At 59.7% G+C, this 26,045-nt stretch carries 23 protein-coding genes and 1 tRNA gene; 8 read left to right on the plus strand and 16 right to left on the minus strand.

Features of this window, described 5'->3' with window-relative positions; translation table 11 throughout:
• Positions 1-81 precede the first annotated feature (81 nt).
• The 12 genes from HUS57_RS01790 to HUS57_RS17885 all read right to left on the minus strand — a co-directional run bounded on the left by HUS57_RS01790 (position 82) and on the right by HUS57_RS17885 (position 12,582).
• Positions 82-1,191, minus strand: coding sequence for a four-carbon acid sugar kinase family protein (locus HUS57_RS01790; protein ID WP_173931240.1), 1,110 nt, complete (start codon positions 1,189-1,191; stop codon positions 82-84).
• A gap of 82 nt (positions 1,192-1,273) precedes the next feature.
• Complete coding sequence (locus HUS57_RS01795) at positions 1,274-2,029, minus strand: SDR family NAD(P)-dependent oxidoreductase (protein WP_173931241.1); 756 nt, start codon at positions 2,027-2,029, stop codon at positions 1,274-1,276.
• Positions 2,026-3,357 (minus strand): histidinol dehydrogenase, encoded by a 1,332-nt coding sequence (gene hisD, locus HUS57_RS01800; protein ID WP_173931242.1) that lies wholly within the window; start codon positions 3,355-3,357, stop codon positions 2,026-2,028. The genes HUS57_RS01795 and hisD overlap by 4 nt, the downstream gene beginning before the upstream one ends.
• Positions 3,358-3,404: 47 nt before the next feature.
• Positions 3,405-4,346, minus strand: coding sequence for a 3-hydroxyacyl-CoA dehydrogenase (locus HUS57_RS01805; RefSeq protein ID WP_173931243.1), 942 nt, complete (start codon positions 4,344-4,346; stop codon positions 3,405-3,407).
• A 2-nt stretch (positions 4,347-4,348) separates the two neighbouring features.
• Positions 4,349-5,236, minus strand: a complete 888-nt coding sequence (locus HUS57_RS01810; protein ID WP_173931244.1) for an N-acyl homoserine lactonase family protein — start codon at positions 5,234-5,236, stop codon at positions 4,349-4,351.
• A 44-nt stretch (positions 5,237-5,280) separates the two neighbouring features.
• Positions 5,281-5,826 (minus strand): hypothetical protein, encoded by a 546-nt coding sequence (locus HUS57_RS01815; RefSeq protein ID WP_173931245.1) that lies wholly within the window; start codon positions 5,824-5,826, stop codon positions 5,281-5,283.
• A gap of 4 nt (positions 5,827-5,830) precedes the next feature.
• The gene (locus HUS57_RS01820) at positions 5,831-6,850 is read right to left on the minus strand and encodes a LacI family DNA-binding transcriptional regulator (RefSeq protein WP_173931246.1); all 1,020 of its coding nucleotides are present in this window, start codon (positions 6,848-6,850) and stop codon (positions 5,831-5,833) included.
• 152 nt (positions 6,851-7,002) lie between these two features.
• Positions 7,003-8,220 (minus strand): sugar ABC transporter substrate-binding protein, encoded by a 1,218-nt coding sequence (locus tag HUS57_RS01825; protein WP_173931247.1) that lies wholly within the window; start codon positions 8,218-8,220, stop codon positions 7,003-7,005.
• Positions 8,217-9,290, minus strand: a complete 1,074-nt coding sequence (locus HUS57_RS01830) for an ABC transporter permease (protein ID WP_173931248.1) — start codon at positions 9,288-9,290, stop codon at positions 8,217-8,219. The genes HUS57_RS01825 and HUS57_RS01830 overlap by 4 nt, the downstream gene beginning before the upstream one ends.
• Complete coding sequence (locus HUS57_RS01835) at positions 9,287-10,282, minus strand: ABC transporter permease (protein ID WP_173931249.1); 996 nt, start codon at positions 10,280-10,282, stop codon at positions 9,287-9,289. Before HUS57_RS01835 ends, HUS57_RS01830 begins: the two co-directional genes overlap by 4 nt.
• 13 nt (positions 10,283-10,295) lie before the next feature.
• The gene (locus HUS57_RS01840; RefSeq protein WP_246727701.1) at positions 10,296-11,813 is read right to left on the minus strand and encodes a sugar ABC transporter ATP-binding protein; all 1,518 of its coding nucleotides are present in this window, start codon (positions 11,811-11,813) and stop codon (positions 10,296-10,298) included.
• A 130-nt stretch (positions 11,814-11,943) separates the two neighbouring features.
• Entirely contained in the window at positions 11,944-12,582 is a 639-nt protein-coding gene (locus tag HUS57_RS17885) for a hypothetical protein (RefSeq protein WP_246727702.1), read from the minus strand.
• Positions 12,583-12,594: 12 nt separating this feature from the next.
• Here HUS57_RS17885 and HUS57_RS01850 point away from each other — a divergent pair, with 12 nt between their 5' ends.
• On the plus strand, positions 12,595-13,020 hold the full coding sequence (locus HUS57_RS01850) for an ATP-binding protein (protein WP_210256045.1): 426 nt from the start codon (positions 12,595-12,597) through the stop codon (positions 13,018-13,020).
• A gap of 47 nt (positions 13,021-13,067) precedes the next feature.
• Complete coding sequence (locus HUS57_RS01855) at positions 13,068-14,432, plus strand: hypothetical protein (protein WP_173931251.1); 1,365 nt, start codon at positions 13,068-13,070, stop codon at positions 14,430-14,432.
• 393 nt (positions 14,433-14,825) lie between these two features.
• On the opposite strand, the gene HUS57_RS01860 is transcribed toward HUS57_RS01855, so the two are convergent.
• Positions 14,826-14,916, minus strand: a tRNA-Ser gene (locus HUS57_RS01860).
• 1,137 nt (positions 14,917-16,053) lie between these two features.
• Between HUS57_RS01860 and HUS57_RS01865 the strand changes: the two genes are divergently transcribed.
• The gene (locus HUS57_RS01865) at positions 16,054-17,130 is read left to right on the plus strand and encodes a porin (protein WP_173931252.1); all 1,077 of its coding nucleotides are present in this window, start codon (positions 16,054-16,056) and stop codon (positions 17,128-17,130) included.
• Positions 17,131-17,323: 193 nt separating this feature from the next.
• A complete protein-coding gene (locus tag HUS57_RS01870; RefSeq protein ID WP_173931253.1) occupies positions 17,324-17,680 on the plus strand; it encodes a hypothetical protein in 357 nt (118 codons plus the stop codon).
• 237 nt (positions 17,681-17,917) lie between these two features.
• On the opposite strand, the gene HUS57_RS01875 is transcribed toward HUS57_RS01870, so the two are convergent.
• Positions 17,918-20,044 (minus strand): lytic transglycosylase domain-containing protein, encoded by a 2,127-nt coding sequence (locus HUS57_RS01875; RefSeq protein ID WP_246727703.1) that lies wholly within the window; start codon positions 20,042-20,044, stop codon positions 17,918-17,920.
• 162 nt (positions 20,045-20,206) lie between these two features.
• Between HUS57_RS01875 and dapA the strand changes: the two genes are divergently transcribed.
• Together dapA and smpB are read left to right on the plus strand one after the other, a co-directional pair.
• On the plus strand, positions 20,207-21,088 hold the full coding sequence (gene dapA / locus HUS57_RS01880) for a 4-hydroxy-tetrahydrodipicolinate synthase (protein ID WP_173931254.1): 882 nt from the start codon (positions 20,207-20,209) through the stop codon (positions 21,086-21,088).
• Positions 21,089-21,106: 18 nt separating this feature from the next.
• A complete protein-coding gene (smpB, locus tag HUS57_RS01885; protein ID WP_173931255.1) occupies positions 21,107-21,580 on the plus strand; it encodes an SsrA-binding protein SmpB in 474 nt (157 codons plus the stop codon).
• A gap of 50 nt (positions 21,581-21,630) precedes the next feature.
• On the opposite strand, the gene HUS57_RS01890 is transcribed toward smpB, so the two are convergent.
• Together HUS57_RS01890 and HUS57_RS01895 are read right to left on the minus strand one after the other, a co-directional pair.
• Complete coding sequence (locus tag HUS57_RS01890; RefSeq protein ID WP_173931256.1) at positions 21,631-22,299, minus strand: uracil-DNA glycosylase; 669 nt, start codon at positions 22,297-22,299, stop codon at positions 21,631-21,633.
• Entirely contained in the window at positions 22,296-22,877 is a 582-nt protein-coding gene (locus HUS57_RS01895; protein ID WP_173931257.1) for an NYN domain-containing protein, read from the minus strand. Before HUS57_RS01895 ends, HUS57_RS01890 begins: the two co-directional genes overlap by 4 nt.
• A gap of 319 nt (positions 22,878-23,196) precedes the next feature.
• On the opposite strand from HUS57_RS01895, the gene rpoZ reads away from it, so the two are divergent.
• Positions 23,197-23,589 carry a DNA-directed RNA polymerase subunit omega gene (gene rpoZ, locus HUS57_RS01900; protein ID WP_173931258.1) on the plus strand — a complete coding sequence of 131 codons (393 nt, stop codon included), beginning with the start codon at positions 23,197-23,199 and terminating at the stop codon, positions 23,587-23,589.
• A 123-nt stretch (positions 23,590-23,712) separates the two neighbouring features.
• The gene (locus tag HUS57_RS01905) at positions 23,713-25,953 is read left to right on the plus strand and encodes a bifunctional (p)ppGpp synthetase/guanosine-3',5'-bis(diphosphate) 3'-pyrophosphohydrolase (RefSeq protein ID WP_173931259.1); all 2,241 of its coding nucleotides are present in this window, start codon (positions 23,713-23,715) and stop codon (positions 25,951-25,953) included.
• Positions 25,954-26,045: the final 92 nt, after the last annotated feature.

Consider the following 26,045-nt stretch of genomic DNA (forward strand, 5'->3'; position numbering starts at 1 on the left):
ATCTTTATTTTGCAAAGTGCAGTAAACGAGATCAAATTTCAGCAAAAATTCAGAAAAGAATACATTTCAGCGGGCAAGATACTACGTTACCAGATTGTCAAATAGTTGAACAAGCGTATCGGGCTCGCCAAATGCGCCGGATTTCGAGATCACCGGCGTGCCATCAAAGGTGCCACCGTTGATGATCGAGACGGGAATGCCCGGCATGGCCTCGCCAACGACACTCAGGCTGCTGGCCTTCACGCTCAGCACAGTCGTCAGGAGCGTATCTCCGCCCGATACAAAGCAAGAGGCGGGTGGCTGCAGGGCAGGGACCAGTTTCCTGATTGCTGAATCAATCCACTCTGCCGCCAGACTTCCATGGAATCCGGCAGGTGGCTCGAACACCGTCAATACGTCGTCCCCCATACGTACTCGCCCGTTGATCGCCTCGGCGTCCGCCAATGGGTCGGCAGTCGTGCCGATCTCCGCCATGCGGCCTTGCGCCTTCAGGACATGCAGCTGAGACTGCATGACAGGATGGTTGGAGCCGACCAGCGCTACCAGCGGCGAGCGAAGGCGTGGCGGCCGTCTCGGGGGGAGGCCGGCGAGCGCCCCGGCAAGCCCGGCAGAACCGCACCAAAGCGTACGTCCTCCAACTTGCCTTCCGGCCTCGACCAGCGCCCTCATGGCATCATCATCGGTTGCATCGGCGATGAGAACGGGTGCCCTGCCGGCCTGAAGCCGATGTGGTTCCGGCACAAGCTCGGCCGCAACCCCGCATTGGCGAAGGGCCGCTGCCATGTCGACATCCAGCATTGTTGACAGCCCGTCTGCTGTTGCCACCTGCACCCTTCCGCCCTGTACCAGCCGCCCCAGCGAGGGGAAGGCCGGAGCAAGGATCACCACATCGAACTGCCCGCTCTGGACGATCAGGCCAATCTCGGCGGCCCAATGGCCGCGCAGAAGGCTGTCGATCTTCTTGAAGGCCGTCGAAGCGCCTTCCCAGACTGCCAGGGATGCCCGGGTCATGGCGAGGGCCTCGTCCGGGGATGCGTCTCTGGTCGGGACCACGCAGGCCCGATTGCCGGAGGAATGTCGCGCTGCAGCAGGATCAAGGTGGACGGTGATCGGCCCACATGCTCCCGTGAACCGGGCAGCCGCGTCGAGGGCACCGGTCAGGTCGTCAGCGACAAGGGATAATCCGTTCAAGACTGCGTTTCCCCATATCCGGAACCCTCCGGGGCGATGACCGGGCAAGCCCAGGGTCACGCAGACCCAGCTGTTGCCGGCGCTACTGAGCGGTCCACCCCCCGTCAATGACAAGGGAACTTCCTGTCATCAGGCTGGAAGCGTCCGATGCCAGGAATAACGCAGCACCCGCAATATCCTCGGCCTTCCCCAGGCGGCCGAGGGGAATCTTGCCCAGGACCTCGGCAAGAAATTCCTGGTCCTTGAAGAACGGCTTCGTCATCGGCGTATCGATGAAGGTCGGACTGATCGTGTTTGCCCGAATGCCGTAGGGCGCCAGTTCGACCGCCAGCGCTTTCGTGAAACCTTCAAGTCCCCATTTGGAGGCGCAATAGAGGGTGCGGTTGGCCGCGCCGACATGGCCCATCTGGGAAGAAATATTGATGATCGAGCCGCGTATGCCGTCTGCGATCATCCGGTCACTGACGATCTTGGAAGTGAAGATCGCAGCCCGCAAATTGACGCCGAGAACCGCATCGTAGTCTTCCTCGGTTACTTCCGACAGCGGCTTTGGGCGATTGGTTCCTGCATTGTTGACGAGAATGTCGAAGGCAGGCCGTTCCGCCAATCGTCCGGCGAGCGCCTGCGGGTCGGTCACGTCTGCATGCAGGGCCTCGGCAAGATAGCCCTGGCCCTGCAGACGTTCAGCTGCCGCCTCGATCTCGCTTGCCGTGCGGGCGCACAGCGTGACTGCCGCACCCGCCTCGGCAAGAGCTTCCGCCATGGCCAGTCCCAGGCCACGGCCCGCGCCGGTGATGAGCGCCCTGCGCCCGTCGAGGCGGAAACGCCGCTCTGTCATTGCTCGTCTTCGCGATACGGCGCTCCTTCGCCAAACGGCACATCGATGCCGCCATAGCGCCGCACCCGCAGATTGCATTGCTCGGCATGGGCCACGAAGCCCTCGAGCATGCAAAGTCGCGAGCCGATTTCGCCGATCCTGGCAGATGCTTCATCCGTGAGGATCTTCTGATAGCTATGGGTCTTCAGGAATTTTCCAACCCACAGACCGCCGGTATAGCGGCCGGCCTTCCTCGTAGGCAGCGTGTGATTGGTGCCGATGACCTTGTCGCCATACGCAACATTTGTACGCGGCCCAAGAAACAGCGCCCCGTAAGAGTGCATATGCTCCAGAAACCAATCATCGCGATCCGTCATGACCTGCACATGCTCGGAGGCAATGTCATTGGCCACATCCAGCATTTCTTCATACGTATCGCACAGGATGACCTCGCCATAGTCTCTCCAGCTGACACTTGCAGTATCCGCAGTCGGCAGGATCTTCAGCAGGCGATCGATTTCTGCAAGGGTGTCTTCCGCAAGCTTTCTTGAGTTGGTCACGAGTACGGCAGGGGAATTGTAGCCGTGCTCGGCCTGACCCAACAGGTCCGTGGCGCACATTTCGCCGTCGGCCGCCGTTTCATCGGCGATCACCATGGTCTCGGTCGGCCCGGCAAAAAGGTCGATCCCCACCCGACCGTAAAGCTGGCGCTTCGCCTCGGCAACGAAGGCATTTCCGGGTCCGATGAGCATGTCGACGGGCCGAATGGTTTCCGTGCCGAGCGCCATGGCGCCCACTGCCTGAATGCCGCCCAGCACATAGATCTCGTGAGCGCCGCCCATATGCATGGCCGCAATGACCCCGGGATTGGGCTCTCCCTTGAAGGGTGGGGTGGCGGCGAGAATGCGTGGCACGCCGGCGACCGAGGCGGTGACGACGGACATGTGCGCGGATGCGACCATCGGAAACTTGCCGCCGGGCACGTAGCAACCTACCGACTGCACCGGGATGTTCCTGTGTCCGAGAATGACGCCGGGCAAGGTCTCGACCTCGATGTCCTTCATCGAGTCCTTCTGGAGCTGTGCGAAATTCCGCACCTGGTCATGCGCAAACCGGATGTCGGCCATCTCTCGTTCGGTGACCCTGGACGTGATTGCCTCGATCTCGCTGCCCGACAAGCGGAAGGAAGGTGGGGCATAATTGTCAAAGCGTTGCGAGAGTTCGCGGACGGCTGCGTCACCCCTGGCCTCGATGTCGGCAAGTGTCACCTCCACGGTCTTGCGGATCTGGGCATCATCGGTTTGGCGCTCGGTTTCTGACTTGCCTCGCTTGAGATAGGTGATCGACATGGCATTTCCTTTCATCGTCTGCTTGAACTGGGGTCTCTCCTCCCCGGTCAAGGACCGAGCCCGTTCGTCTTCTTGAAAGCCGCAAGCCTGGACAGGACGGAATCACGCCAAAGGCGACGTTCCGCCAGATCCTCCTCTGCCAGCACTTCCCGTCTTTCCGCCTGCGCCTGCTCTATGGTTTCCTGTGGCCATTTGCGCGGTACCCGCTGCGTTGCCATCCGGTAATACAGCGGCGCCAGCCTCGCCGCGTAATCGGCAATGCCTCCCGGCGCGTTCAGGTCGATGGTCTCGAAAGGACCCATGAAGGACCATCGCAGGCCAAGACCATGGGAAATCGTCGCGTCAATATCGGCAAGGCTCGCATAGCCTTCCTCATACAGCGCCCAGGCCTCATTCAGCAGCGCGCCCTGCAGCCGGTTGAGAACAAAGCCGTCAATCTCGCGCCTGACATGAACCGGCACCTGTCCGACCCGATTCATCAATTCACGCACCTGCTCCAGTGCGGACGGATCCGTCCAGGGCGCAGGTACGAGTTCGACCACGGGAACCAGATGCGGCGGATTGACGGGATGGGCGATCAGGAAATTCTGCCGGTGCCTGCAGTTCCCGGTGAACTGCGAAGCCGGAATCCCCGAGGAGGACGAGCCGACGATGGTCTGCGGCGACATGGCCTTGTCGATGGCAAGGCACGCCGCAGTTTTCGACTCGACGGTCTCGAAGACGGATTCCTGCACATAGGTTGCACCGTCCAATGCCTCGGGAAGGCTCTCGCAAAGCCGGACGCGACCGATCACTTCGGCAGCGCTGGCAATCAATCCGTTCGATTCCAGGTCGGCTGCACTGGCTTCGATCCATGCAGGAAGCCGGCTTCGCGTAGGCTCATCCGGATCGTATACGCGCACTTCACAGCCAGCGCGGGCGAACACCAGCGCCCAGCCGGAGCCGACCAGGCCGGCTCCGACAATGGCAACGACAGGAGAGTCTCCCATCCTCAAGCGACCTTCGAACTTTCGCCGTCGGCGAGGCAGATCTCGGTAATGCGCAGACCTTCCTTGCTGATCCGGGAAGGGAAGGCGTCACGGAGCCGCTCCTCATGAATCGGGATGATCCGGTTCGAGTCGTGACCGACCTGCTTCATCATCTCTTCCGTGGCGAGAACCAGATTGGTCTGGCTTCCGACGGCAAGGCCGACCGGCGTGTAGATCTCGCCCGCGTCCACCGCATCGCCGGGCCCGCGCAGGTTCTCGAACACATAGATGAGATCGCCGGCCAGGACCCAGACATCCTCCGATTGGTCCCGTCCATCATTGCGCACCGTGACCCACATCGAGCCGAACGTATGACTGTCCTCGGCCAGATGCAGATCGATGCCCGGCAGCACATCCGAAACGGAACCGTTCACCGTGGTAAGCCTACGCTCACGCGCCAGGCCCGCGCCGCGAACGATATCGCCCGGATCGACAGCTACCATCATCCAGCGCATCCGGTCGGGCAGCGACATCGCCCATACCCATTTGGCAATTTCCCGCTCCTGAATGTAAAATCTGGCATTGGGAAAGTCTTCCACATTGCCAAAATGGTCGAAATGGGCATGCGTGATGAATACCGTGTCGACCTCTTCAGGTGTGACGCCGACTTCTGCCAGGACCGTCTTGGGATTTCGCCAGTTTTCTACTCCAAAGCGATCTCCAAGTGTCTTGCCATACTCCTTGTCATTATAGCCGACATCTACCATTGCGACATGGTTTTTGCCTTTGATGACCACATAACAGTAGGGCAGCTTGAGGTATCCTTGATTATGTGCTCCGTATAGTACGCCACTCTTGTGATACTTGGAGACATAGGAGTACTCACAGACCCAAATCGAGTAATCAGCCATTAGATTCTCCCTTTCAATGCAGATCTTCCAGGTATGTTGCGTGATTATCTGCCGCAGGAGCAGCAGGCATGTGTAAGGTCAACCATTTCGAGACCGGCCTTCTGCGATGTTGCCGCCCGCAAATGAGCGTAAGCCCGCTGGATCTGCCTGGAAATCTCGTCGAAAACGGTTTCACCCTGACCGAGCGCCGGCAGGCGCGAAAAGGCTCCAAGCGCCCTTCCACATGCGGAATGCGAAGCCATCAACTGTTCCAGATGGGCGGCAAGCGCCCCGGGCGCGGCAAGCCGATGAAGGCGTTCGGCGCAGGCTTCCCACCGTTGACGGCAGAGATCGAGCTCATCAAGGTCCACGACTTCCGATTTTTCCGTCAGCTGGCCAAGGATCATCAGGCCGGCAAGCTGGCCGACAATCCGCCGAAGGTCTTCAAATATCGGGTGGCATTGCGCCGCATAGGCAGCTGCCTCGTCGGTACCCAGCGTTTCCGCAAGCCGGTCAGGATCCGGCACGGGCTGCGGCAACGGACCCTCCGTGAACAGCGCGCAATCCGGGCGATGCACGGTGGTCAGTCGCATGAAAAGGTCGTCGGCCATGGGATTACGTCGCCCCGCCAGTTGCGTAGCTGCGCGACCGCGTCGTGCCGCGCTCGATCAGGGGAAGTGGCGCAAAGCGTCTCGTGCGCGTTGCCAGGCTTGGATCCTGCGCCAGTTCAAGGGCGAGGGAGACGGTGGCGTCCATCATCTCTCCGAGGGGCTGGGGAATGGTTGTCAGCTTGTGCGAAGGCCAGCCGGCCATCGTGATGTCATCGAAGCCGACTACCGAAAGATCTTCGGGTACACGCAGGCCAAGCCCCTCCTGGATCCCTTCGATGAAGCCGATTGCGACGATATCGTTGGCGCAGAACACGCCATCCACGGTCTGGTTCAGCCCGGCCATCTTCAGCCCCGCATCATAGCCGGCCTCATAGGTGAAGAAGCCTGCATCGAGGATGATCGGCCGGGCGAGGCCCCGTTCCTGCGCCCGCTTGCAGAAACCGGACAGGCGCTCCGCATTGGTGGAAGCGTCGGGAAAGGCCGATACGTAGAGCAGGTGGCGGTGACCTGTATCGATCAGGAAGTCCGCTGCCTGGCGCCCGCCTATGATATTGTCGCAGGTAATGCCGAAACCGAGGCCATCCGCAGACAGCCGGTTGAAGAAGATGCAGGGTGCGCCGCCCTGTTCGCATTTGTCCCTTGCATGGGAGGAAAGGGGAACCGCAAGCACGACCAGCAGGTCCGGCTGATAGGACAGGAGCAGTTCGACGGCCTCATCGGTCTTTTCGGGCTCATTGGCCACCGCGAGCATGACATTCATGCCGACCGCCTGCAGCCGGGCCACAAGTTCGGTCATGACTTCCGGATAGAACGGGTTGGTCAGATCCGACACGACGACCCCGACGATCTGTGTGCGCTTGGTGATGAGGCTCTGGGCAAACGGATTGGGACGGTAGCCGAGTTCCGCCGCTCTTTTCAGGACAATTCTTCGCGTAGGCTCGGCAATGACTGCATCGGGATAGAAGGCGCGCGAAATCGTCGAGACTGACATTCCGAGATCTTTCGCGAGATCCTTCACTGTCACACGTCGGATTTCCGGTTTCTTTCTCTGGCGCACGCTGCGTCCTCTTTCCACTCTTTTCGTCCGAACCCGGACGCTACAAACCGTCCGAATTCGCTCCCTTTATGGATATGCCCGGCAGGGAGATCCTGCCGGGCGACCGGGCCCGGCCCGGACTAGGGCTGGACGGTGGGTTGCACCTTGGTCAGCTTGTACAGATCCTCCGGCGCTTCGCAGCGGCTGCAATTGATGCCCGGCTCATTTGCTGCCTCGACGACTTCCGCCGGCAGGGGCTGGATGGTTGCGCCTTCGACCGGCGTGCCATTCAGGGCGGACTCGATATTGACCTCCGGCAGGAGTTCCGGATTGAGCACCTCGCTGACGAAGGAGCTGGGAACGCGATCCGCAGGAAAGACGTTGCAGCCATCCTCGTAAACATCCCCCTCGCAGATCTTCACCTGATCGGCAGGAACCCAGGGCAGGGGATATTCGATGTTCATCGGCTCCAGCTCACGCTGGCCCGTCAGGATTTCCATCATCAACTTGAATGCGTAGCCGGCCTGGGCGGGAGGCGATCCGGCGGACACACCGCGAAGCCCTTTTGCCTGCATTTCCGGATCAGCCAGCGCAAGCCGGAAACCTGCGGAATTCTCGCCGGTCATCGGTACGAGCCGATCCCCGGCATCCAGCATGGCCTGGATTGCGCCATACTCGCCGGCCTGAGCCCAGATGCCATCGACATCGGGGTGCGCGGCCAGGGCCTTGGCCGTTTCCTGCTGGGTCGTGCGGTCATCCCAATAGGAATAGTATTCGGCGACGATTTCGATCCCCGGATACTGGTTGAAGATATGCATGGCCCCGTCCGTGTGCCGCTTGTCGACGGAGTTACCGGGCACGCCACGCGACAGGAAGATCTTGCCCTTGCCGCCGAGCTCATTTACCAGCGCCTGAGCCGTGTTTTCCCCGAATCCGGCGGTCAGATAGCTCACATTATAGGCGCAGCTCTCCGTGACGGTCGCGTCATACATGAAGAACAGCACGCCTTCATCGCAACCGCGCTTGATCGTGCGGTTCAGGGCGGTGGAAGAGATCGGGAAGCTGACAATCCCGTCTGCACCGGCATCGATCATGCTTTCATAGGCGGAAATCTGTGCCTGGGGATCGGTGCCGGATATGACTTCGATCAGCTCGACGGTTTCATTGTAGGGTGGCGTGGCGGCGAGCGCCTTGACGATATTGGCAGCCTCGGATTGCCAGGCATTGCCGGAATAGCTGAGGCTCAGATAGATCTTGAACTTCTCCTGATCCTGCGCTGCGGCGCCTCCGATCGACTGGAGCGCCGTCGCGCTCATCAGCGCGGCAAGGGCCGCCCATTTGAACTTTCCGAACGTCATGTTCCTTTCCTCCTTGTGATGGAACCACTTTCACTGGCAGGCTGGCTGGAACGCCAGTACTGACCGAGTTTCTGGAAGAGCTCTTCGCGCAGCAACAGCAGGGCGATGAGCACGACTGCGCCTTCGATAATCGTGCGCCAGCCGATCTGAAGGCCGATCGCGGTGATGATCGTGCCGAGCGTCGTCAGCAGGAGCGCGCCGCCAACCGTGCCGAGAAAATTGCCGCGCCCACCGAGAATGGAAGAACCGCCGATCACGACTGCCGCGATGGAAGGCAGCAGATAATCGTCACCCATCCGCAGGGTTGCGCCATTCGAATAGCCGACAAGCATGATCCCGACGAGCCCGGCGCACACCGCGCTGATGACATAGGGCATGGCCTGCACGAGCAATACCGGGACGCCGGCGATGCGGGCCGCATGGATGTTGGTGCCGATCGCATAGAGATAGCGGCCCGGGACGGACCGGCTCTGGAACAATGCACCGAGGATGACAAAGCCGATGACGAAGAGGATCGGCATCGGCATGCCGAGGACCTTGCTCTTCATCAGCGCCAGCGCAAGATCGGGCGCGGCGCCGCGCGGCGTTCCCCGCGTATATCCCAGAAGTGCCGATGACACGATGATCGACATCGCCAATGTCATGATGAAGGGGGGTATGTGGAGCCAGACGATCCCGATTGCCGAAACCAGCCCCACGCCTGCGCAGACCAGCAGCACCGCGCCAAGCAGATACCATGCGCCCGGATCGGTCGCCCCGACCCAGTTCGTCGCCAGGATTCCCCCAAGCGTGATCACGGCAGGCAAAGACAGGTCGAGCCCGCCCGTCAGAATGACGAGGCCCTGTCCGAAGGAGAGCACGATCAGGAAGGAGCCGAGCACCAGCACCGTCTCCACCTGAGACCACGAGCCGAGGGAAGGGCTGATGAAACGCGCGCCGAGAAGCATTGCCACGCAGAGAATTGCCACCGCGATCGCGCTGATCGTCTCGCGGCTGATCCGCTCGGATCTGCGATGGTCGCCTGTCTGGTTAAACGCTTGTTCCATCTGATGCTCGCTTGCCGTCGTCATTGCCTGGCTCCGATGCGGGACATGGTCACGCTGAACACCACGGCCAGGATCAGGACGATTCCCTGGAACATGCCCGTGTAGAAAGAGGAGACGCCCGCCGAAAAGAGGACCTTCTGGAGCAGCGTCAGGGTGGCTGCGCCAATCACGGTTGCAAAGAGCCCTCCGCTTCCGCCGGCCAGTGATGTGCCTCCGAGGGCCACGGCGGCGAAGGAAAGCAGCAGCAATGGCGCCCCTGAGGTGGGATTTCCGGTCGCTGTCTGGGCGCTGAGCATGAAGCCCGCCAGCCCGTACAGGGCTCCGGCAAGCAGATAGGCCCCGAAACGAACGCGAATGACATTCACGCCCGACAATGCCGCTGCCTGCTCATCCGCGCCGATTGCGTAGAGGGAGATGCCGAACCGCGTCCGCCGGACAATGAGCCACAGGCAGACGACTGCAGCTACGACGAGGCCGGAGACAGGGATGATCCCCCAGAGCCTGTCCGTCAACTCATAGACAATCCATTCGGCTACATAGCCGCCGGGCGCATCGAGAATGACGAGCGCGATGCCCTGACAGATGATCATGGTCGCGAGGGTGGCCGCGATGGACTGCAGTCCGAACCACCCGACCAGCACCCCGTTCACGGCACCGATGAACCCGCCGATCAGGATGCAGAGCAGCACCGAAAGCAGCGCCCCGCCGGGCCCGTCCATGGGCATTGTGGCCAGAACCACATTGCAGATCGAGATCACGCCCGCGAGCGAGAGATCGAAACCGCGATTGATCACCACGAGCGTCAGGCCGGCAGCGGCCAGCGCGAGCGGCGCAGTATTGTTCATCAGGGCCGCAATCGCATAGGGCTGGAGCGCGCGCGGCTCAAGGACCCCGTAGACGGCATAGAGCGCCAGATATGTAACGAGGATCAGGCTGCCGCCCTGCACGAAGCGCTTGAAGGCGTTTGCCATCGGCGTGGAATGTCTCGGCAGTACGCTGCTGGTCGACAAGCTCATGAATGGACCTCGCTCATGCGGCCTCAACTCCGGCATGGCCGATCATCGCGGCCACCAATTGCTGCTCGTTGATCTCATCGCGGGAAAAGGTCCGGAAGATCCGGCCGCCATACAGAACCAGGCAGCGGTCACTCAGCTGGACGATTTCCGGAAGTTCGGAGGAGAAGAACAGGACAGATCCGCCGGAATCGGCAAATCGGCGAATCGCGGCATAGATCGACTGCTTGGTCCCGACATCCACGCCACGCGTGGGATCGAAGAGCAGCAGGGTACGCGCCCCCGTTGCCAGCGTTCGGCCCATAAGCGCTTTCTGCTGGTTCCCCCCGGACAGGTTCTCGATGTTGAAGGCAAGATAGCGCCGGTCCATCTCGACATTGTCCGCGGGCTCATGCGCCGCAGCCTTCTCGTTCCTGCCCCCGAGCAGGGCCATCCGCGCGATCCTTGGCAGGAAGGGCAGCACGATATTGGTGGCCGCCGTCAGTCCCGGCAGGATCCCCTCGACCTTTCTTTCTTCAGGCAGATAGCTGATTCCGCTGGCAAATCTCATTGCCTGGCGTGGACCCTTGTAGGTCGCCCTGGTGCCATCGATCTCGACCTTGCCTTCAACGACCGGCAGAAGGCCCGCAAGCGTGCGAAACAGGGCTTGTTGCCCTTGTGCTTCCAGTGCCGCCACGCCGAGGACTTCCCCTGGATGGATCTCGAACGAAATGTCCTTTAGCCCATGGCCCGACAATCCACTGACCCTGAGGCGAGGCTCGCCGGAAGCGATCGTGGCCGTGCGAGTCGGGCGTTCCTCGACACGACGCCCGACCATCATCTCGAAAATGTCGTCATTTGTCGCATCGCTCAGGCTGACCGTAGCGATCGAGCGCCCATTGCGCAGCACTGTGGCGACGGTACAGATCTGCCGCACTTCCGCGAGGCGATGCGAGATGTATAGAATGGCCACCCCGCGGGCTCTCGCCTTCTCGATCTGCTCGAACAGCCAGTCCGTCTCGGAAAGCGACGCCGTCGGCTCGTCCAGAATCAGCACGCGGCCCGCATTCTCCAATGCTCTTGCGATCTCGATGCGCTGCCGTTCCGACAAGGGCAACGTGCCGACCTCGGCCGCAGGATCAATCCGGTCGAGGCCATGACGGGACAGGATTTCCTTTCCCCTGGCTAGTACAGCCGACCTGGACACGAACCCGAGCCGGGAAGCGTGCAGGCCAGGCAGAAGGACGTTCTCGGCGACGCTCAGGTTCGGCACCAGGCTCAATTCCTGGAACGCAGTGGCAACCTGGCTTTCGCGGGCTTCCATGATCGATCGTGGCGAATAGGTTTGACCAGCCAGAATCATATGGCCGGCATCCGGCATCGTTACGCCACTGAGAATCCGTACGAGAGTGGACTTGCCGGCGCCATTCTCGCCGAGCAGGGCATGGACCTCGCCGGCACGGAGCGTGATGTCCGCATGCTCCAGCGCCACCGTTGCACCGTAGGACTTGCGTAGCCCTTCCGCCTGCAGTTCGAAACCCGGGTTCCCCGACATCGTCTCTCCTCGCATCTGGCCTTCGCCGAGTGAGAACGTTTGCTGAAAACGTTCCCATAATTAAGGATACGGGGATGGGAGTCGTCAAGACCGAATTTTCATTGTTGCAGGAAATCCCGGCGAAGCCGCGCTAACGCACTGATTCAATAAGGAATATGCAAACGGCATCCGCGCGCTTCTTCGCGGGGGGTGGGCGGCTGGTTGCCAAGAACGCATGTCCTGCGGATTGCTGACGCATGTCGCGTGTGTCGCGCGCACCAACGGCGTGGTTGACAAGTCTCAGGCTGGCCGATTGACGCCGCATTCGTTGTGGTTCACAACATGCGACAAGGGACCGCATTGCCAGGGAGGATGGCTTCTGCCGCGGGCGTGCTGCGTTCCGCACAAGAGGGGGAGGGCATAATGAAACTGAAGCACATGGTCGCTTCTGCATCTGCGCCGCTTCCACATCCTCCCCCAGTTTGCCCGCCAGTTCCGCGGCCATCAGCGCTGCGACCCGCGCGGGCCAGGTGACCCATGCGTCCCGCTCCTCCCGTGCCAGCCGGAAGACCAGCGTCTCGGCGCGGGCACGGTCGATGAGTTCGCCCTTGAGCTTCTGGAGCCGAATGCGCCGCTCCTGCGCCTTCAGCACCTCGTTGGCGGTTTTGGCCTGCAGGAAGGTGGTGCCGCTGCCGGCCGGCGGCGCGGCGAGTCCCTGCTCACGCAGCGTGTCGCCCACGGCGGTGAACGCGCCCCGCGCGCCGGCAGCGCTCAATTTAACAAAGGGCAACGTCCCCCGAGAGTGGTCATTTATGTTGAGGAAGCTCATAACCTAATCGGAAGAAAGTCTGAACTCACCGAGATTTGGCCGCGGATCGCTAAAGAAGGTGCGAAATATGGTATCGCCCTTGTATATGCGACCCAGGAGCCCAGCTCGATACATCCAAACATTTTAGCGAATACAGAAAACTTCTTTGTCACTCATCTCAATAATGACGCTGAGATTAGGGCTCTTTCTGGTTTTTACGATTTTGCCGATTTTAGTGCGGGCTTGAAACGTAGTCAGGACGTCGGATTTGCCCGCATTAAGACACTGTCTGCCAACTTTGTCACTCCGACTCAAATATTAAAATTTGAACCAGAGGCGGTTCGGAAGGAGTATCAGAGGGTCAGGGAGCTACCGGGCAATGATTGGTTCACACCTCTTCAGGTGCAGGGCCAACGCTGATGCCTTTCGCGAAGGAGACTGCGTCCTCCCTCGGTGCTGAGGACATCATGAAGGACGTAGAGGTCAAGGAGCTTTTTGGGCGGTGTCGTCATCATGTCGATCCCGTAGCCTACCAACAAGATATTTTGTCGGAAGTCCTCGATGTTACCAATCAAGTTGAACGTCCGCAGCGCGGCTACATCATCGCCGCCGATGGTTCGAACTACGAAGCGTCGGTATCAGATGGCTTCCCAAGCGCGCGCATGGGATTGCTCAAGATAGGTCAGGTCTGGATTGATACTGCCGCCTATCACAAGATCGACCCACGGTCCGGCGGCGACCCAGACCCTATAGTTATTGCTAAGCTTGAGAAGGAAAAAAACACTTACTCAGTGCCACTCACTGGAGCAGGTATTCATCTGGACGGCGAAGGGCCAAGAGAGAGTTTCCGAAGATCAATTTTTGAAGCCTTTAGATCATCGAGATTTGAACTTTTAGGAGAAGGTCTCGATAAGACCCTGGTTGATCTTCTGGAAATCTCTGGAGAGACAGAGCTCAAGGATGGAAAGCGTCATGTGGTTATCCCATCGAACCGGAGGTGTCCGATCTCGGGCGAACTGCTTGGGGAGGACGTTCTTGTCCGGGAGGATATCGGCTATGCGCCTTCACCGCGCGCTGAGAACAAACCACTTTTTTTGACCGACGTGTTGCGACTGTCAGAGGCATTTGCTGAGGAAGGTAGTAATCAGCAGGCCTACACCAGAGCAATGAATGCCCTGGAACATCTTATACTTGCGCATACTATCATGAGGCTCGACGCTTCGGAGCACACGCGTGCCATATTGGATGGGGCGATATTCCTCATTGATGGTCCTCTTGGGATCTTTGGTGAACCAGCACGCCTGCACAGGCCGATTATGAAGATGCTTCATGGGGTACGTGAAAGGTCAGTTGGCATCCGCCCCTTGATTATAGGGGTAGCGAAAAGTGGACGCGTCGTAGATCACGGAAAGCTTATACAGCCAATGCTGCTAGAACATTTTCCGAAGGGGAGGACACTCCTCCTGCCTATGAGCGATCCGTATCGGTATCGCTATGTCGATCTCGGGGCAAAGGATCCGGATTCGAATTTTGGTAACGATACCCACTATGGACAAGCATTCCTTGTGCGTAGCGCAAACGATCGGATCTTCGAGCTAAATTTGTCGTACCCTTTCCCTGACAAGGGTGCCGGTTTCCAGGATCGCAAGGTAAACCTCGAACACTATCAAAAAGACATTGGCAGGGCGATCGGCATCCTTGAACTCTTCGAAACCGAACTATATGCCGATGCCAACATTGTGCAGCACTTGGCTCACCGTTGTGCATCGATCTCTCATCGCCCCGCTGGCCGAACGCTCGACATGTTCGTGAGGTCCATTATCGGGATGTGATGGGAGGCGGCGTTTCGACATCTAGACGGTAGTGACGACTTAAATCTGGAGAGGCGATCGCCCGATACGCAGACCCGATCTTCAATACCGATGACGTGCTCCCCTGAATGTACGTAGCCGGTTGGTGGCTGAAGTTTCGACCCTAGACTCCTTCTCTCATCCTTATGACGCGCAAAAGTACGGACAGGCGAGAGGAATAACTCAGCCATTACAACGCCTTGCGGCTCCGTACCAAATCCACGCAGTCAGGAGGTTTGGAGAATGTCGGCGGAGAGAGAATGAAACCAGCGATTCGGGCAGACAGTGCAGTCAACAGCTTTGACCCGAAAACCCGCAGTCTCGCGCCGTTTCGGCTTCCGAATACGAATCAGAGAATAATTCCAATAAGTTGAGTGGCGGAGAGGATGGGATTCGAACCCACGAGGACCTTTTGAGCCCTACTCCCTTAGCAGGGGAGCGCCTTCGACCACTCGGCCACCTCTCCGGGGAAAACCCCTAGTCATATGGGCATTGGAAAACAAGCCGATTTTCATGTTTTTCCAATTTTCCTCCTTTTGCCAAAGGGCTCGCGTGGTGGGCAATAAGGGGAATAGAAGCGAACAGGTGGTTCAGAATGGCAAGAATCTGGGAAAGCTTGTTCCCCCTAGCTTCTGACTGAAACGAAGCTATTCATGCGAACGCCTCAATCGACGTCGATCCGCCTTGCCGCGCAGCAAGACAACGCCTGCGCATCTGAAGGAAGAATCGGAAAGCAGCTCGGCAACACAGAAGCCTGTCCGCTCCTGCCGGATGGTGGCAGCAGTCTTGCCTCCCGTAATCAATATCCCTTGCTTCCGCTGCACGCCGAAGGGGGCGGAGGAAGCGCTGAAGCGCTCATTGTCGAGAAAATGCTGCGGCTTCGGGAGAAGGGAATCGCATCCTCTCCGACAATGCTCTGCCCGGGCGGCACCTCCTGCGGGTAATCATCGGACCCCTATAAGGATAAAGACCTTATGGCGGATGCCGTTCTTCGCAGCGGAAACGTTTTGGCCGCATGGCCTGAAGAGCCGAGTTCAGGCTCTGGGTTGCGGTGCCGCAATATGGATATGTGCCGCAATCCGCTGGCTGCCGACCGACTCTCGCAGGTCCCTGACGTGCAAGGAACAGGCTGCCTAAGCCCTGATGCCGTTTCCGCCTTGTGAAAATCCACAGCCGCGGCGGCAGTCTTATTGGATCATCAAACGTAAGGGGCGCCACGCTGCATGGGCAATCGGACTTTGAACGAGTGCGAATCAAGGAGGCAAAGAAACAGCGAGAACCATGATTGATTCGTCGGGAGAACCAGAAAAGGAGGCTCTGTTCCGGTAGTTCATACTGTCAGCACGCTTAGATGGTTAACAATTCATTTATGGCACCCGTGCAAACGTTGCTTTTGTGCAACAGCGCCGGAGCATAGAGCCTGGCGAGCCCTTTCGCGGGGGCAAACGCGGTTGAACCCATCATTCCGGTGAGTAATGTCGGCTGCGAAGAAGGAGCGCCCGGGGGGTGTGACTTTTTCGGACATCGGGGATGGGGCAGGCAACGCTGTCCTTCAGCATAAAATACCCAGACCCTACTTAAAAACGTTGACTGGAGGTCAGAAATGAACATCAAGAGCCTTCTCGTTGGCTCCGCGATTGCGACGATGGGCGTTTCGGCTGCGCAAGCTGCTGATGCCATCGTGATTCCCGAGCCGGAGCCCATGGAATACGTCCGCGTCTGCGACGTCTATGGCGCCGGATTCTTCTACATCCCCGGAACCGAGACCTGCCTGCGCGTCGGCGGCTATGTGCGCCACGACATCGGCATCGGCTTCCGCGGCCATCAGGACGTCCTCGACGTCGATGAGTTTCTAGACGGCGACTTCGATCTGAACGACACCTACTACCAGCGCACCCGTGCGCAGCTCAATGTGGACGCCCGCTCCGAGACGGAGATGGGCACGCTGCGCGCCTACATGGCCATGAACTTCCAGGCCACCACCAGCGAGTTCGGCGTAGACGTCGATGGTGATGACGTGATCGATGGCGTCGGAGTCGGCACCGTCGAGCAGATGGACCTGAACCATGCCTATATCGAGCTGGGTGGTCTGCGCGTCGGTTACACCGATTCCTGGTTCTCCACCTTCACAGGCTATGCCGGCCCGGTCATCGGCGACGATTTCGTCGGCTTCGGCCCCTACAACACGCACATGATCTCCTACCGCTTCGACGGCGGCAACGGCTTCACCGCCGTGGTCTCGCTTGAAGATCTGGGCGGTCTTGACAGCTACCTACCGCATGTGGTCGCCGGTGTTGGCTTCACGCAGGGCTGGGGCGGCGTCCGTGTTGTCGGTGCCTACGACTCCGTGTTTGAAGAGTGGGCCATCAAGGGACGCCTAGACGTTGCGATGACGCCGGATATCGGCCTCTTCGTCATGGGTGGCTGGTCTTCCGATCCGAACCAGTACGCCACGTGGGGCGGCGACTGGGCCGTCTGGGGCGGTGGTTCGCTGCGCCTGACCGAGACGCTGACCTTCAACGCTCAGCTCAGCTATGACGACCTCGAGACCTTCGCAGCGGTTGCGAACGTTGCGTGGCAGCCGGTTCCGGGCCTGACCATCACGCCTGAAATCGCCTACATCGACGCCGACGGCGAAGACGATTGGGGCGGCTTCCTCCGCTTCCAGCGCAACTTCTGATTTTCCGCTCTCATTCGAGAGTTGAAGATTGCACGGCTCGCGATCGAAAGATCGCGGGCCGTTGCCCTATGGAAGGCGTAATTGCGTGGAGGCAGTCCCGCCTGTTGCCAGAGTCTGGAATATTTCTGCGGGAACAGAGCGTCTGTCCGGACGTTTGGAGGGCTGTTGCCTGAGAACAAGAGAGGACAGACAGATGAATATCAAGGCATTGCTTGCGGTCGTGGCCACGCTTGGTCTTGCCGGCCCCGCACTTGCACAGACGACCGGCGCCATAGGTGACACTCCTGAGGGCGTTAACAGCGGTCATGACGGCTGGTCTTCACCGGAAGAACAGCGTTTCTACGAGCGGCACAACGAGACGCTCATCCCCTTCTTTACGACGCAGGACTTCCAGGAAATCCGCAGCGCTGATGAGATGAGGACGGCATGGGCCACGCTACCTGCGGACAGACAGGTAGAGATTCGCACGGATTGCGGCAGTGTACTGGCTAATCCGGGTGCCTTTGGCGAACGCACCGTGGAACTGTGCAACCAGCTTCAAGGCATGTAAGCGGGCACGCCCGCAGTATCCGGCCTGAAGCTCTTTCCGCCTTCAGGAGGCGGTGCGCAGATTCGTAAAGTGATGCGGCACTGACATCTTGAGCAACGGGCCCAGAAACGAAATGGCGGGCACTGCCCGCCATTTTTCATGCAAATCTCATTGCCAAGGAACAGTGTGTAGCATTGCGCAAGCGGGTTGGGCGATGTGCTCGGTAAAGACGCTTGCCTGGCAGAAGCGCAACTGGCGCTATTCTCTCCCGTGGGTCAGATCGCCGACAATATCGAAACGGCCGGTCAGGCGGCTCTTGTATACCTGGTAATTTTCCATCACCCGCTGGACGTAGGCGCGTGTCTCGTTGAAAGGGATGCGCTCGATCCAGTCCACTACTTCCTCAACGGTCCGCCCGCGAGGGTCGCCATAGCGCCCCATCCAATCCTCCGCACGTCGCGGTCCGGCATTATAGCCAATGAAGGTTAGCACATAGGAGCCGTCGAAGCGTTCAAGCTGCTCCGCCAGATAGGCTGCGCCGAGCGTTGCGTTATAGGCGGCATCCGTGGTGAGGCGGGAAGGAGAGTAGGACAGGCCGCCCTTTTTCGCCACGGAGCGGGCAGTGGCAGGCATAAGCTGAAGAAGCCCGCGCGCACCGGCGCCGGATATGGCGGCGATGTTGAATTCGCTTTCCTGGCGGGCCACCGCATAGGCAAGCGCTGCGTGCGCGCCCTTAACGTCCGCGGTGCGGGGGATTGCGCCAATGGGATGGGCGAGCGCGCCGATCTGGAGCCCGCGGGATGCCGCGATCTTGCCTACGCGCAGGGCAAGGGTGTGGTCGCCGCGCTGCTCGGCCTTGGTGGCGAGAAGCGCAAGCTCGCCCGCGCTGGTAAGTTCGCCCGCAAGGTCGCGGTAAAGGCTATCGGCGTGACTGTGGTAGCCCGCCGCCTCCAGCCGCTCGATAGCGCGCACCGCGGAGCGGGCTGCGAAGTTCCGCCGATCCTCGGCGGAAGGAAGCGGGGAGGCGACCGCAAGCGTCTTTCGCCCCAGCTTTGCAGTGGCTAGCTGACCGTAGAAGACGGTGCCGAAGGCAGCCGCGCGCTCGTAATGGACTGTAGCGTCGCCGCCGGCGCCCGCTTCGGCTGCACGGCCAAGCCAATAATGTGCGCGGGCCCTGGAGATCGGGCCGTCCGCCACTTCGACGATGCGCGCAAAATGCTTCGCCGCAAGCGGCGCGTTGTTGAGATGCCGGAGCGCGTACCAACCGGCGTGAAATTCTGCATCCGCGATGCTGAGCGCGCTTTCGCCGGAATGTTCCGCGGCGATGCGATATGCGGTTTCAGGCTCGCCAAGATCCAGAAACTCGCGAGAAAGCGCGCGTCGCTCAAACCACCATTCGTCCGTGTCGATCTGGGCGGATGGATCGCGCGGGGCGGAAAGCAGAACCTCGGCTGCCTCTTGGTAACGGCCAGCCCGCCGCAGATAACGGGCCTTTGCAAAGTGGTAGCCTGCGGAATGCTGCGCGGACGGCACCTCATCGAGAAGCTTTGCCGCATCCTTGCCATTGCGGATTATGGCGGCCCAGGCCCTTGCAAGCGCTTCCGCATCAGCCAGGGAGGCGACCCGCTCGGCGGCACGGATGCGATCTTCATAGAGCATCGCTTCCATGCGATGGCGGTGGTCCGCCTGCGTCAGCAGCTCGCCGAACTCGCTCAATATGGCGTTTTCCTGCCTTCCATCCAGCTTCTGGGTGTGCCAGAAGGCGGCGACCACTTCCCGCGCCTCTTCTTTCTTGCCCAGCTCTACATAGGCGCGACCCAGCGCCACTGTGCCATGAAAGGTCACCGGCGGTCTTTTCTCCAGCGCCTCCACCACGTCCCGAGGGGTGGCAGCTTCCCGGTAAAGGGCCCGCTCGGTGACGGCGCGCAGCCGCTTCATGCCCGGCCAGTCTTTAAGCTCAGCTGCCGCTTCGGCGACATCTTCGGAGCTTATTCCGCCGGCGCCGGAGAAAGCGATTGCCCTGGCCATGATGCGGCTGTCGAGGGAGCCCGGCTTCATGCGGACGCGCACGAGCCTTGCCCGCTCAAGATCGCCGGCCGCCAGTGCGTCGAGCCCTTCCTTCAGCTCCGCCATCCCTTCCTTGAGCAGGAGCCCGGCGGAAAAGGGGAGGGAGACGGCAGAGGCCGCGGTGCCCAAAGGTGCATAAGGTCGCGGTTCCGGCAGCGGCGCCTTGGCAGGCAGGCCGGATGTTTCCGCCGCCGCGAAAGGCGCGCAAAATGCCAGTGCAAGCATGTAAAAGGCGGTTTTTCCGATTGGCAGGACTCGTGTAGCCTTCTTCCTGCAATCTGCAATGGCAGATGCTGTGCGCGGCGCGATACGATACATGATTTGGGAGCCCCTTTGTGCCAATCTCAGGCAGCGCCTGTGTCCTTGCCGCAGCAGCATGGCAAGACTAAGACGATTTTAGAATTATATGACAAATTGAAAGTCGTGGTGCTGAGGCTGGCGATCGGCTAAAAGCGCCAGACGTTTTGGAGACAAGGAAAGATGTTCAGAGGTTCCCTCACCGCGCTGGTGACACCCTTCCGACAGGACGGAAGCCTGGATCGGGAGAGCTTCCGCTCGCTCGTGGAGTGGCAGATCGCGGAGGGCACCAAAGGGCTCGTGCCCGTGGGCACGACGGGCGAATCGCCCACATTGTCGCATGACGAGCACCGGGAAGTGGTGCGGCTTTGTGTGGAGACGGCTGAAAAGCGCGTCCCGGTGATTGCCGGGGCGGGATCAAACTCGACCCGCGAGGCAATCGGCTTTGTCGAGCACGCGGAGCAGGTGGGTGCGGATGGCGTCCTCGTCGTAACGCCCTATTACAACAAGCCAAACCAGGCGGGCCTTTATGAGCATTTTGCCGCCGTGGCGCGCGCCACGAGCCTGCCGATCATCATCTACAACATTCCTCCGCGCTCGGTGATCGACATGCTGCCGGAGACGATGGGGCAGCTCGTCGCCGACTTCAAGAACATCGTTGGCGTTAAGGATGCCACGACCAAGATCGACAGGGTAACGGAGCAGAGGCTTGCCTGCGGCAAGGATTTCATCCAGCTTTCGGGCGAGGATGCCACAGCACTTGGCTTCAATGCCCATGGGGGGGTGGGCTGCATTTCCGTCACGGCCAATGTAGCACCGCGGCTTTGCGCAGAGTTCCAGGAGGCTACACTCGACGGCAACAGGGAAAAGGCGCTTGAGCTTCAGGACAAGTTGATGCCGCTGCACAAGGCCCTCTTCATCGAGCCGGGCCTTTGTGGCACCAAATACGCGCTTTCCCGCCTCGGCAAGGTGGAGAATGTCGTGCGCTTGCCGCTGGTGCCGGTGGAGGAGGCCACTGCCCGCAAGATTGATGCGGCGATGGAACGCGCCGGAATTGCGCGCTGACGCGCCCGAATATCTCTCATGGCCAAGGACAAGAACCTCAATACCCGGACCATCGCCGACAATCGCAAGGCGCATTTTTCCTACGAGGTACTCGACACGCTCGAAGCTGGCATCGTGCTCACCGGCACGGAGGTGAAATCGTTGCGCGAAGGGCAGGCAAATATCCAGGAATCCTACGCCTCGGTGGAGGACGGAGAACTCTGGCTAATCAACGCTTACATTCCCGAATATACCGCGGGCAACCGGTTCAACCACGAACCGCGCCGGCGTCGCAAGCTTCTGGTCTCCAGGAGAGAACTGGCCCGACTGGCTCAGTCGGTAGAGCGTGAAGGCAATACCATGGTGCCGCTGCGCCTCTATTTCAACGAGCGGGGAATGGCCAAGCTGCATCTTGCGCTTGCCCGAGGGAAGAAGATGCACGACAAGCGCGAAACGATGAAGCAGCGGGATTGGGCGAGGGAGAAGGCAAGACTTCTGAAGGAGAGGGGATAGGGCGGGTCAAAAAGTCGTGGTGGATTCTAAAGTAAAGTACGCTTCTTTGATCACTCCGATTCCAGATACTCTTTCACCCGCCGGAACACGTCCACGAACATCTCTTGGGTGAGCACGCCCGTATTCGTATTATATCGCGAGCAATGATAGCTGGAGAATATGCGGACCGTTCCGGCATCCTTCGCCGCCCCATGGATGAAGGGCACCTCCCGGAGCGGAAATCCCAGCGCGCGCACGGTGGAATCGTGGGCGATCCTGCCAAGGGTGACGATGGCCCTCAGATTCGAAAATCCGGCAAGGGTTGGCTGGAGAAAACGCTCCCGGCACGTGCGGATCTCAGCGCCTATGGGTTTGTTCTCCGGCGGCACGCACCGCACGGCATTGGTAAGAGCCGTTCCGACAAGCTCAAGCCCGTCATCTGGACGCGCCTCGAACTTGCCACGGGCAAAGCCGAAGCGCAGCAGGGTGCCGTATAGCAGCGTGCCAGCGTAATCGCCGGTAAAGGGTCGGCCGGTACGGTTTGCCCCTCTAAGGCCAGGCGCTAATCCCACGATCAACAGCCGCACCTCGTCAATCCCTTTTGCAGGCAGGAAGGTGCGCACGGGCGCATTGTGCCAATCCGGCTCCCGTGAACGCCAGCCAGTTATGAATTCATGAAGACGGGGACAAAGGGAGCAGTCGCGTGGCGGCTCGGGTGCCCCGGGCAAGACAAGGCTCATTCGCCACTGTCGTCTTCATCGAGATGCTCTGTGCGGCGCACGGGCCGTTCCGAAGGATCGCGGCCTATGTCCGCCTGCAATGAGGCAAGATCGATGAAGCTGTCGGCCTGCCTTCGCAGATCGTCCGAAATCATGGGTGGCTGCGACTGGATGGTCGAGACGACGCTTACCTTCCTGCCCTTGCGCTGTAACGCCTCCACTAGGGTGCGGAAATCACCGTCTCCGGAAAAGATGACGTAGTGGTCAACGACATCGATGAGCTCCAACGCATCGATCGTCAGCTCGATATCCATGTTGCCCTTGATCTTGCGCCGGCCGGTGGAATCGGTAAATTCCTTCGCCGGCTTCGTTACGACCTTGTAGCCGTTGTAATCCAACCAGTCGATGAGCGGCCTGATAGAAGAATATTCCTGATCCTCCACCAGGGCAGTATAGTAATAGGCGCGCAAGAGGTAGGCTTGCTTACTAAATGTCGCCAGAAGCTTGCGATAGTCTATATCGAAGCCTAATGCCCGAGACGTGGCGTAAAGATTCGCACCGTCGATAAACATGGCGATCTTTTCGCGAGGGTCAAACATGGTTCAAATTATCCTTCGTGACAATCACTGCACAGAAATAGCCGGTCGGTGTCAAGCGGCGACCGCGACCGTAGCCAGCGTGCATGTTGACATAGTGCGTCCTTGTTTTCGTGCCAATGGGAATTAAATTGGAGAAAAGAAAAATCTTAATTTGGTGAATGCATCAATATAAGCCATTAGCAAGGTTCTCGAAGGCGGTCATGGCCGTAAGGTTGGGGACGTGCGACTGCTGCGGATTGTTTTCTTGTTTTTTACCCCCGGAAAAGCTATTGACCGAGCAGGTTTCCCGCAAGCTTCAGAGAAATGAAAGGGGCAGCATATGGCCCGTGTAACCGTCGAGGATTGCATCGACAAGGTTGAAAACCGGTTTGAACTGGTGCTTCTGGGCGCCCACCGGGCGCGACAGGTCTCGCAAGGGGCGCCGATCACGGTCGATCGTGACAATGACAAGAATACGGTGGTAGCGCTGCGTGAAATAGCTGACGAAACGCTGTCGCCTGGCGATCTGAAGGAGGATCTCATCCATTCTCTGCAAAAGCATGTAGAGGTGGATGAGCCCGAGGCGGATCTGCCGGCACTGCCGCAGGCGGAAGATGCACCAGTCGCCGACGCTCTAGCCGAAGAAGCGGTGGCTTTCGATCGCATGAGCGAGGAAGAGCTGCTTGCTGGTATCGAAGGGCTGGTTCCACCGGAGAAGAGCGACGACTTCTAGGCAGCACCGGGTTTCTGGAAGCATCTTGTTTCGAGCCCGGCACCCTCAGGCGTTTCGGGCTCGAAATGCTTTGGGCTGCCGATCTGCGCACCAGGGCCCGCAGGTCGCGGAGGGTGGCCTTCCATGATGCGACAGTACGAGCTTGTTGAACGCGTGCAGCGATACAAGCCCAATGTCAATGAAGCGCTTCTGAACAAGGCCTATGTGTATGCCATGCAGAAGCATGGCCATCAGCGGCGGGCTTCGGGGGATCCCTATTTCTCCCATCCCCTAGAAGTCGCGGCGATCCTTACCGGATTGCACCTTGATGAGGCGACCATCGCCGCCGCGCTGTTGCACGATACAATTGAGGATACTTCAGCCACTCGGGCCGAGATCGACGAATTGTTCGGACCCGAAATTGGCGCCCTGGTGGAGGGGCTTACCAAGCTGAAGAAGCTGGACCTTGTATCCTCCAAAGCCGAGCAGGCAGAGAATCTGCGCAAGCTCCTGCTCGCCATTTCCGAGGACGTTCGCGTTCTTCTCGTCAAGCTTGCCGATCGTCTCCACAACATGCGTACCCTGCATCATGTCCCGCCCCACAAGCGGCTCAGGATCGCTGAGGAGACGATGGAAATCTATGCGCCGCTAGCCGGGCGCATGGGCATGCAGGACATGCGCGAGGAACTGGAGGAACTCGCCTTCCAGTATATTAATCCCGAAGCGTTTCATGCAGTGACGGAACGGCTTGCCGGCTTGATGGAGCGCAACCGCGGCGTCATTGGCGAGATTGAGACCCAGCTTGCGAAGCTGTTTGAACAATATCAGATAGAGGCAGTCGTGAAGAGCCGCCAGAAGAAACCCTGGTCGGTCTTCCGCAAAATGGAGGCTAAGGCTCTCTCCTTCGAGCAGCTTTCCGATATTTTCGGGTTCCGCGTCATCGTCGATACGGTAGAGGACTGTTACCGGGCGCTTGGCGCTATCCATAATACCTGGTCGATGGTGCCCGGGCGCTTCAAGGACTATATCTCCACACCCAAGCAGAACGACTACCGATCGATTCACACAACCATTGTCGGGCCTTCGCGCCAGCGCGTCGAGTTGCAGATTCGCACCCGTGAGATGGACCGCATCGCCGAGTATGGCGTGGCAGCGCACTCGCTGTACAAGGATTTCGGCTCAAAGCCCAACGGTCAGGGCAACCAGATCTCGAAGGACACGAACGCCTATGCATGGTTGCGCCGCACCATCGAGGCCTTGTCGGAAGGGGACAATCCCGAGGATTTTCTGGAGAACACCAAGCTGGAACTGTTCCAGGACCAGGTTTTTTGCTTCACGCCCAAGGGGCGGTTGATTGCGCTGCCGCGCGGGGCGACGCCTATCGACTTCGCTTATGCGGTCCACACCGATGTGGGCGATACCTGTGTCGGCGCAAAGGTCAACGGTCGTATCATGCCGCTGATGACGGAGCTGAAAAACGGCGACGAGGTGGAGATCATCCGCTCCCGGGCGCAGGTGCCGCCGGCGGCCTGGGAGTCGGTGGTGGTAACCGGCAAGGCACGTTCCGCCATCCGCCGTGCGACCAAGAACGCGATCCGCAAGCAGTATTCCGGTCTTGGCACACGCATTCTGGAACGCGCTTTCGAACGTGCGGGGAAGACCTTCGAGAAGGATCTGCTGAAGCCTGTCCTGCACAGGCTTGCGCGTAAGGATGTGGAGGATGTGCTGGCAGCAGTGGGGCGTGGGGAGCTTTCCTCCCGGGATGTCGTCCATGCGGTTTTCCCCGACTACAAGGAGGAACGCATAACCCAGGCCCCAAAACCGCGCGAGGAAGGTTGGTTCAATCTGCGCAATGCTGCCGGGATGCTGTTTCAAATTCCTGGGCGCTCGTCGCGCAAGAGCCGCAGGGGCAGGGAGGGGGGCGGTTCTGACCATGGCGCTTTGCCAATCCGCGGCGTGGCGGGCGATCTACCCGTGCGCTTTGCGCCGGAAGGGGCGGTCCCGGGTGACCGGATTGTCGGCATCCTGCAACCTGGCTCGGGCATCACCATCTATCCCATCCAGTCGCCGTCGCTGACCGCTTTCGACGACCAGCCGGAACGATGGATCGACGTGCGCTGGGACATCGACGAGAATATGAGGGAGCGCTTTCCGGCGCGCATTTCGGTGACGGCGATCAACGAGCCGGGCTCCCTTGCAACCATCGCCCAGGTAATCGCCACGAACGATGCCAACATCCACACGCTGTCCATGGCGCGCACGGCTCCCGACTTCACCGAGATGCTCTTTGATCTGGAGGTCTGGGACCTGAAGCACCTCAACCGACTGATCTCTCAGCTTAAAGAGGAGAATTGCGTAAGCGAGGTGCGCCGGGTGAACGGATAATGGAATGAGCGGCGCTACTGGCACCCGAATGAAGATAATTGTATGGCCAAATGAGCTTGAAAGAGAATATCGATGGTCATCCGTTCTGTTGC

Source organism: Chelativorans sp. Marseille-P2723 (genome assembly GCF_902809845.1).
GTDB lineage: Bacteria > Pseudomonadota > Alphaproteobacteria > Rhizobiales > Rhizobiaceae > Chelativorans.

Coding starts and splice junctions, on each gene's coding strand:
- HUS57_RS01795 (WP_173931241.1), bottom strand. CDS start 2,029: ATGACAGAGCGGCGTTTCCGCCTCGACGGGCGCAGGGCGCTCATCACC.
- hisD (WP_173931242.1), bottom strand. CDS start 3,357: ATGTCGATCACCTATCTCAAGCGAGGCAAGTCAGAAACCGAGCGCCAA.
- HUS57_RS01805 (WP_173931243.1), bottom strand. CDS start 4,346: ATGGGAGACTCTCCTGTCGTTGCCATTGTCGGAGCCGGCCTGGTCGGC.
- HUS57_RS01810 (WP_173931244.1), bottom strand. CDS start 5,236: ATGGCTGATTACTCGATTTGGGTCTGTGAGTACTCCTATGTCTCCAAG.
- HUS57_RS01815 (WP_173931245.1), bottom strand. CDS start 5,826: ATGGCCGACGACCTTTTCATGCGACTGACCACCGTGCATCGCCCGGAT.
- HUS57_RS01825 (WP_173931247.1), bottom strand. CDS start 8,220: ATGACGTTCGGAAAGTTCAAATGGGCGGCCCTTGCCGCGCTGATGAGC.
- HUS57_RS01830 (WP_173931248.1), bottom strand. CDS start 9,290: ATGACGACGGCAAGCGAGCATCAGATGGAACAAGCGTTTAACCAGACA.
- HUS57_RS01835 (WP_173931249.1), bottom strand. CDS start 10,282: ATGAGCTTGTCGACCAGCAGCGTACTGCCGAGACATTCCACGCCGATG.
- HUS57_RS01840 (WP_246727701.1), bottom strand. CDS start 11,813: ATGTCGGGGAACCCGGGTTTCGAACTGCAGGCGGAAGGGCTACGCAAG.
- HUS57_RS01855 (WP_173931251.1), top strand. CDS start 13,068: ATGAAGGACGTAGAGGTCAAGGAGCTTTTTGGGCGGTGTCGTCATCAT.
- HUS57_RS01865 (WP_173931252.1), top strand. CDS start 16,054: ATGAACATCAAGAGCCTTCTCGTTGGCTCCGCGATTGCGACGATGGGC.
- HUS57_RS01870 (WP_173931253.1), top strand. CDS start 17,324: ATGAATATCAAGGCATTGCTTGCGGTCGTGGCCACGCTTGGTCTTGCC.
- HUS57_RS01875 (WP_246727703.1), bottom strand. CDS start 20,044: ATGTATCGTATCGCGCCGCGCACAGCATCTGCCATTGCAGATTGCAGG.
- dapA (WP_173931254.1), top strand. CDS start 20,207: ATGTTCAGAGGTTCCCTCACCGCGCTGGTGACACCCTTCCGACAGGAC.
- smpB (WP_173931255.1), top strand. CDS start 21,107: ATGGCCAAGGACAAGAACCTCAATACCCGGACCATCGCCGACAATCGC.
- HUS57_RS01890 (WP_173931256.1), bottom strand. CDS start 22,299: ATGAGCCTTGTCTTGCCCGGGGCACCCGAGCCGCCACGCGACTGCTCC.
- HUS57_RS01895 (WP_173931257.1), bottom strand. CDS start 22,877: ATGTTTGACCCTCGCGAAAAGATCGCCATGTTTATCGACGGTGCGAAT.
- rpoZ (WP_173931258.1), top strand. CDS start 23,197: ATGGCCCGTGTAACCGTCGAGGATTGCATCGACAAGGTTGAAAACCGG.
- HUS57_RS01905 (WP_173931259.1), top strand. CDS start 23,713: ATGATGCGACAGTACGAGCTTGTTGAACGCGTGCAGCGATACAAGCCC.